This window comes from Ewingella americana ATCC 33852, from assembly GCF_000735345.1.
GTDB classification, from domain to species: domain Bacteria; phylum Pseudomonadota; class Gammaproteobacteria; order Enterobacterales; family Enterobacteriaceae; genus Ewingella; species Ewingella americana.
Genome location: NZ_JMPJ01000024.1, coordinates 1 through 4,912 on the forward strand (window position 1 = coordinate 1; position 4,912 = coordinate 4,912).

At 49.9% G+C, this 4,912-nt stretch carries 4 protein-coding genes; all 4 read left to right on the forward strand.

The genetic code is table 11. The features are described 5' to 3' along the window. On the forward strand, nucleotides 1-241 hold a 241-nt coding region (locus GEAM_RS02965; protein ID WP_034788050.1), incomplete at its 5' end, for a fimbrial protein. Nucleotides 242-356: 115 nt separating this feature from the next. Next, nucleotides 357-1,043, forward strand: a complete 687-nt coding sequence (locus GEAM_RS02970; RefSeq protein ID WP_051899387.1) for a fimbrial biogenesis chaperone — start codon at nucleotides 357-359, stop codon at nucleotides 1,041-1,043. 133 nt (nucleotides 1,044-1,176) lie between these two features. Then, the gene (locus GEAM_RS02975; protein ID WP_034788053.1) at nucleotides 1,177-3,705 is read left to right on the forward strand and encodes a fimbria/pilus outer membrane usher protein; all 2,529 of its coding nucleotides are present in this window, start codon (nucleotides 1,177-1,179) and stop codon (nucleotides 3,703-3,705) included. 15 nt (nucleotides 3,706-3,720) lie between these two features. Then, complete coding sequence (locus GEAM_RS02980) at nucleotides 3,721-4,677, forward strand: fimbrial protein (protein ID WP_034788056.1); 957 nt, start codon at nucleotides 3,721-3,723, stop codon at nucleotides 4,675-4,677. The last annotated feature ends 235 nt before the right edge of the window (nucleotides 4,678-4,912 follow it).

Below are 4,912 nucleotides of genomic sequence, written 5' to 3' on the forward strand. Positions count from 1 at the left end.
CCCAAGCAACGGTAACCTGCTGAAACTGGACTCTACTGCTACCGCGACTGGCGTAGCTATTGCTCTGTTCGAAGATGACGGTTCAACCTCTATCCCACTGGGTCAGCCATCTAAAACTCACCCACTGAGCTCGACTACGCAAAATGCCCTGACTTACTTTGCTAAGTACCAGTCTACCGCCGCAACAGTAGGCGAAGGTACAGCTAACGCGACTGCAGACTTCACCGTTCTGTACAACTAATACGTTTTCTCCCCAATTCAAATAATCCGTCCCAGCGGCGGGTTATTTTTAATGGTGAGAGCCTTAATGCTCAATAGTAAGAATAAATAGCAAAATTAAGAGTGAGGAAATTGAAATGTCCCGTTTATTAACTGGTTTTTGTTTATTAGGCCTGTTTGGTTTTGCTGCCTTACAGCCAGCACAGGCTGGTGTTGTGGTGGGCGGCACGCGCATTATTTATGACGGCGCTAAGAAAGAAGCCTCTATTCCGGTTAAAAATCCAGATAAAACTGCGCCATTTTTAATTCAATCTTGGATTGAAGGTTACCCTAACGACAGCGCAGAGAAAGCGCCGTTTATTATTACTCCGCCGTTATTCCGCTTGGATGCCGGTAAAGAAAATATTGTGCGTATTGTGCGTACCGGTGGGAATTTGCCTGAAGATCGTGAGTCGGTATTTTGGGTCAATATTAAATCTATTCCGGCCTCTGAAGCATCTGACCAAAACCGCCTGCTTATTTCGGTAAAAACCAAAATTAAATTGTTCTATCGCCCGGCGGCACTGAAAGACGGCGCAGCAGATGCCTATAAGCAGCTGACCTTCAAGACGCAGGGGAGCGCGCTTTCTGTGAATAACCCAACGCCCTATTTCGTCTCTTTCGACAGCATCAAGGTCGGCGGCACGGCGCTGCAAAGCCCTGGCATGATTGCCCCTAAATCTACCATGACCCTGCCGCTGAATAACGCCCGTGGTAACACGGTGAGCTGGAAAGTTATCAATGACTTTGGTGGCGTTTCACAGGCTGAAACTCGCAACCTTTAACGTTTTAAGCGCGTTATTTCGAGTCCTAAATAACGCGCTTTTTTGAGTCCTTCTTCAGGGGCAGCACGCCCACTAAGCGGAAATATGAGTTATGAAGTCAACTATCAAAAAAAAGTCTCAACGGAATGAATTAATGAAGACTCAGCAAGAAGCACGCTCGATTAATGATCTTCCTTATTCAAAAACAGCTTATTTTGTTGCTGCCAATATTTTCCTTGGAATGTCCCTGACCAGCCTGCCTGCGATGGCAGAAGACTATTTTGACCCCGCCGCCCTGGAGTTAAAAGATGGTCGTCAAGCTGAAAGTGATTTGAAGCAGTTCTCCTCTCCGGGCGGCCAGATCCCGGGCGTATATCGCGTAGACGTTTACCTCAATGGTCGTCAGGTGGATACCCGCAGCGTGAATTTCGTGGAGTCCAACGGCAAGCTATTGCCCGAATTAACCACGACGCAGCTCGAGAAAATGGGCGTTAAGATTCAGGCGTTCCCTAAGCTTTCCTCTATTCCGGCTGACCAGCCGTTCAGCGATTTAGCCCAGGCTATCCCGGACGCAGACAGCAACTTCGACTTCAGCCAACAGCGCCTGAATTTGAGTATCCCGCAGGCGGCGCTGAATATTGAAGCGCGTAGCGCGGTCGACCCGGCGATGTGGGATCAGGGGCTGACCTCCGCCCAGCTCAACTATAGCTACAGCGGCGCTAACTCCCAGTACGGCAATAACAGCTCCAATAGCAACTACCTGAACTTACGCAGTGGGTTGAACCTCGGCGCATGGCGTCTGCGCAACTACTCGACCTATTCGAGCAGCACGCAGAATAAAGCCAACTGGCAGAGCATTAATACCTATCTGCAGCGCGATGTGCAGTCGCTGAAAAGCCAATTCACTTTGGGTGACAGTGCTACGCCAGGTGATATTTTTGACAGCGTGCAGTTCCGTGGTGCGCAAATCGCCTCCGATGACAACATGCTGCCAGACAGCCTGCGCGGCTATGCGCCGGTCATTCGCGGTATTGCCCAGTCGAATGCGCAGGTGACGATTCGCCAGAATGGTTACGTCATCTATCAAACCTATGTGGCGCCGGGTGCTTTCACCATCAGCGATTTATACCCGACGGCGGCGAGTGGTGATTTGGAAGTAGTGATCCGCGAGGCCGACGGTACCGAGCGTGTGTCAGTACAACCCTTCTCGGCGGTGCCGATTATGCAGCGCGAAGGGCAAATGAAATTCTCAGCCACGGCGGGGCAGTATCGCTCTTCCTATTCCGGCGGCAGTAAACCCAACTTTGTGCAGGGCACGGCGATTTATGGCCTGCGCCATTCGAATACCCTTTATGGTGGTTTGCAGGGCTCGGATAAATATCAGGCGGCGGCGCTGGGCCTGGGCCACAGCTTTGGTGACTGGGGTTCTGTGTCAGTGGATGCGACTCAAGCGCAGGCCAAATTGCGTGATGACGTTACGCGTCGCGGGCAGTCTTATCGTTTCCAGTATTCAAAAGACGTGGCTTCAACGGGCACCACTTTTACATTAGCAGGCTATCGTTACTCAACCTCAGGCTTCTATACCATGAAAGAAGCTAACGACATTAATGTTGATCAGAACGATATCTGGCGATTGCGTTCGAACAAACGTAGTCAGGCGACGCTCAATGTCAGCCAATCACTGAACGAACTCGGTAACTTCTATATTGCCGCTTCCCAGCAGGATTATTGGCAGCAGAGTGGCAAGGAACGCAATATCTCCACCGGGTATAACTTGTCCTATGCGGGCATCAACTATGGTTTGAACTATACCTACAGCCAGACGCCGGGGCTAAACAACGGCGATCGCCAAATGGCCTTCAACATCCAGATTCCATTGGATAAATTTATGGCCGGTAGCTGGGCGCGTTATGGCATCAGCCACAGCAAACGTGGCGGCACCGTGCATACTGCGGGCCTGAGCGGCACGGCGTTGGAAGACAACAACCTGAACTATCTGGTGCAGCAAAGCTACGACAAGCGCGGTCAAGGTTATGGTGGCGACATGAGCGGCACCTATAAAGCCACCTATGGCGAACTGGATGCCGGTTACAACTACAGCCGTAATTCACGTCAGGTGAACTATGGTGCGCAAGGCTCGATTGTGGCTCACCCTTACGGCGTGACCTTTGCCCAGCCGGTTGGCGATACTGGCATTCTGGTGCGTGCACCGGGCGCGAATGGTGTGAAAGTAGAGAATAACACCGGGGTGAAAACCGACTGGCGCGGCTACACGGTGGTGCCTTATGCCACGACTTACCGTTACAACCGCGTGGTGCTCGATACCAACAGCTACGCCGAAGATCTGGATATCGACAGCGCGGCGGCGACCGTGGCGCCGACCAAAGGGGCATTGGCGCTGGCGAACTTTAAAACCCGCGTCGGTAGCCGTGCTTTAATCACTCTGACTCGCAGCGCAGGCCCGGTGCCCTTTGGTGCTACGGCGAGCATCGTGGGTGATAAAGACAACAGCAGCATCGTCGGCGACGGCGGGCAGGTTTATCTGAGTGGTGTCGCACAAAGTGGCAAGTTGGACGTGAAATGGGGCAATGATGCCAGTCAACAGTGCCACGCCAGCTTCACACTGCCAGCGGATAATAATCAGAACAGTGGCATTAAAATGGTTACTGCACGCTGCGAATAAAAGGAAATATAAGCGATGAACAATTTAAAAAGATCGCTTTTAATTTGTCTGGCAGGTTTTCCTTTATTATTACTGACTAAGCATGTCAAGGCTGAGTGTACTTTGGGAAGCGAGGTCACAGCACCGCTCACTAGAAGTATTAGTTTTGGTCATGTTGTTGTGCAGCGTGATACGCCGGTAGGGGCAGAAATAGCAACGACCACCACCGGCGCATTTAACGACGGCCATATCGTTTATGGATGTAATACTCCATGGAATCGTAATGCAGACTTGGTTTTATTTACCACGCTGAGTGGATATGGGAATAAAGTCTATGACACCAATATTCCTGGCGTGGGTATACAGATTCAGGGGAGCTGGACGACCTCTGTTTTCCCATTCACCACCGATTACAGTAAAAATATATATTTGACCGCACCTGACCCTGGTTTCACCGTCAGGTTAATTAAAACTTCTGCTGGGGCCGTTGGGGCGGGGATGTTAACTACGGGAACCTTATCCAAGGATTATATTGTCGGTTACCCTAACTTGGTCATGACCATTATTTTGTCAGGCAGTAATACCATCACGCCGGTTGCCTGCTCGGTTAATAACACGGTGATTAATGTCAGCCTTGATGACGCTGTAGTTGCTGATTTTAATGGGATAGGTTCTACCGCCAAACCAAAAGACTTTAATATTGGCTTAAATTGTGATGCAGGAACAAAGGTTAAACTGACACTGGATGGTAATGCAGCTGGGCCTGCGGGCGTGTTAGCCCTTAATGCCGGAACAACTCAGGCCGAAGGGATTGGTATTCAATTGCTTAAAGGCACCACGCCTGTAGCTTTAGGCTCACCTCTGGACTTTGGGACAGCGGACACCGCGGGCAATATGCAATTGCCGTTAATCGCGCGATATTACCAGACGGAAGCGCCGATAATAAGCGGTACGGCCAATACGACCGCCACTTTCACTCTGGCCTATAATTAATTTTAGTGCCGAAATTCAAAAGCCACCTTATTAGGTGGCTATTTTTGTTTGCGTCTTTTTTTATTTTTATAAAAGTCATTGATCTGCGTCATGATGTTTATTGTTCGGATTTCCCCTACATTCCTATCAGGGTTTACGCAGTTGTCTAACTCTGGGTAATAAAGTTTAATAGCACCACGTCAACAACGGAGTAAATATTATCTGCTGTCGTTGATGAGCAATTTATTAATATTTA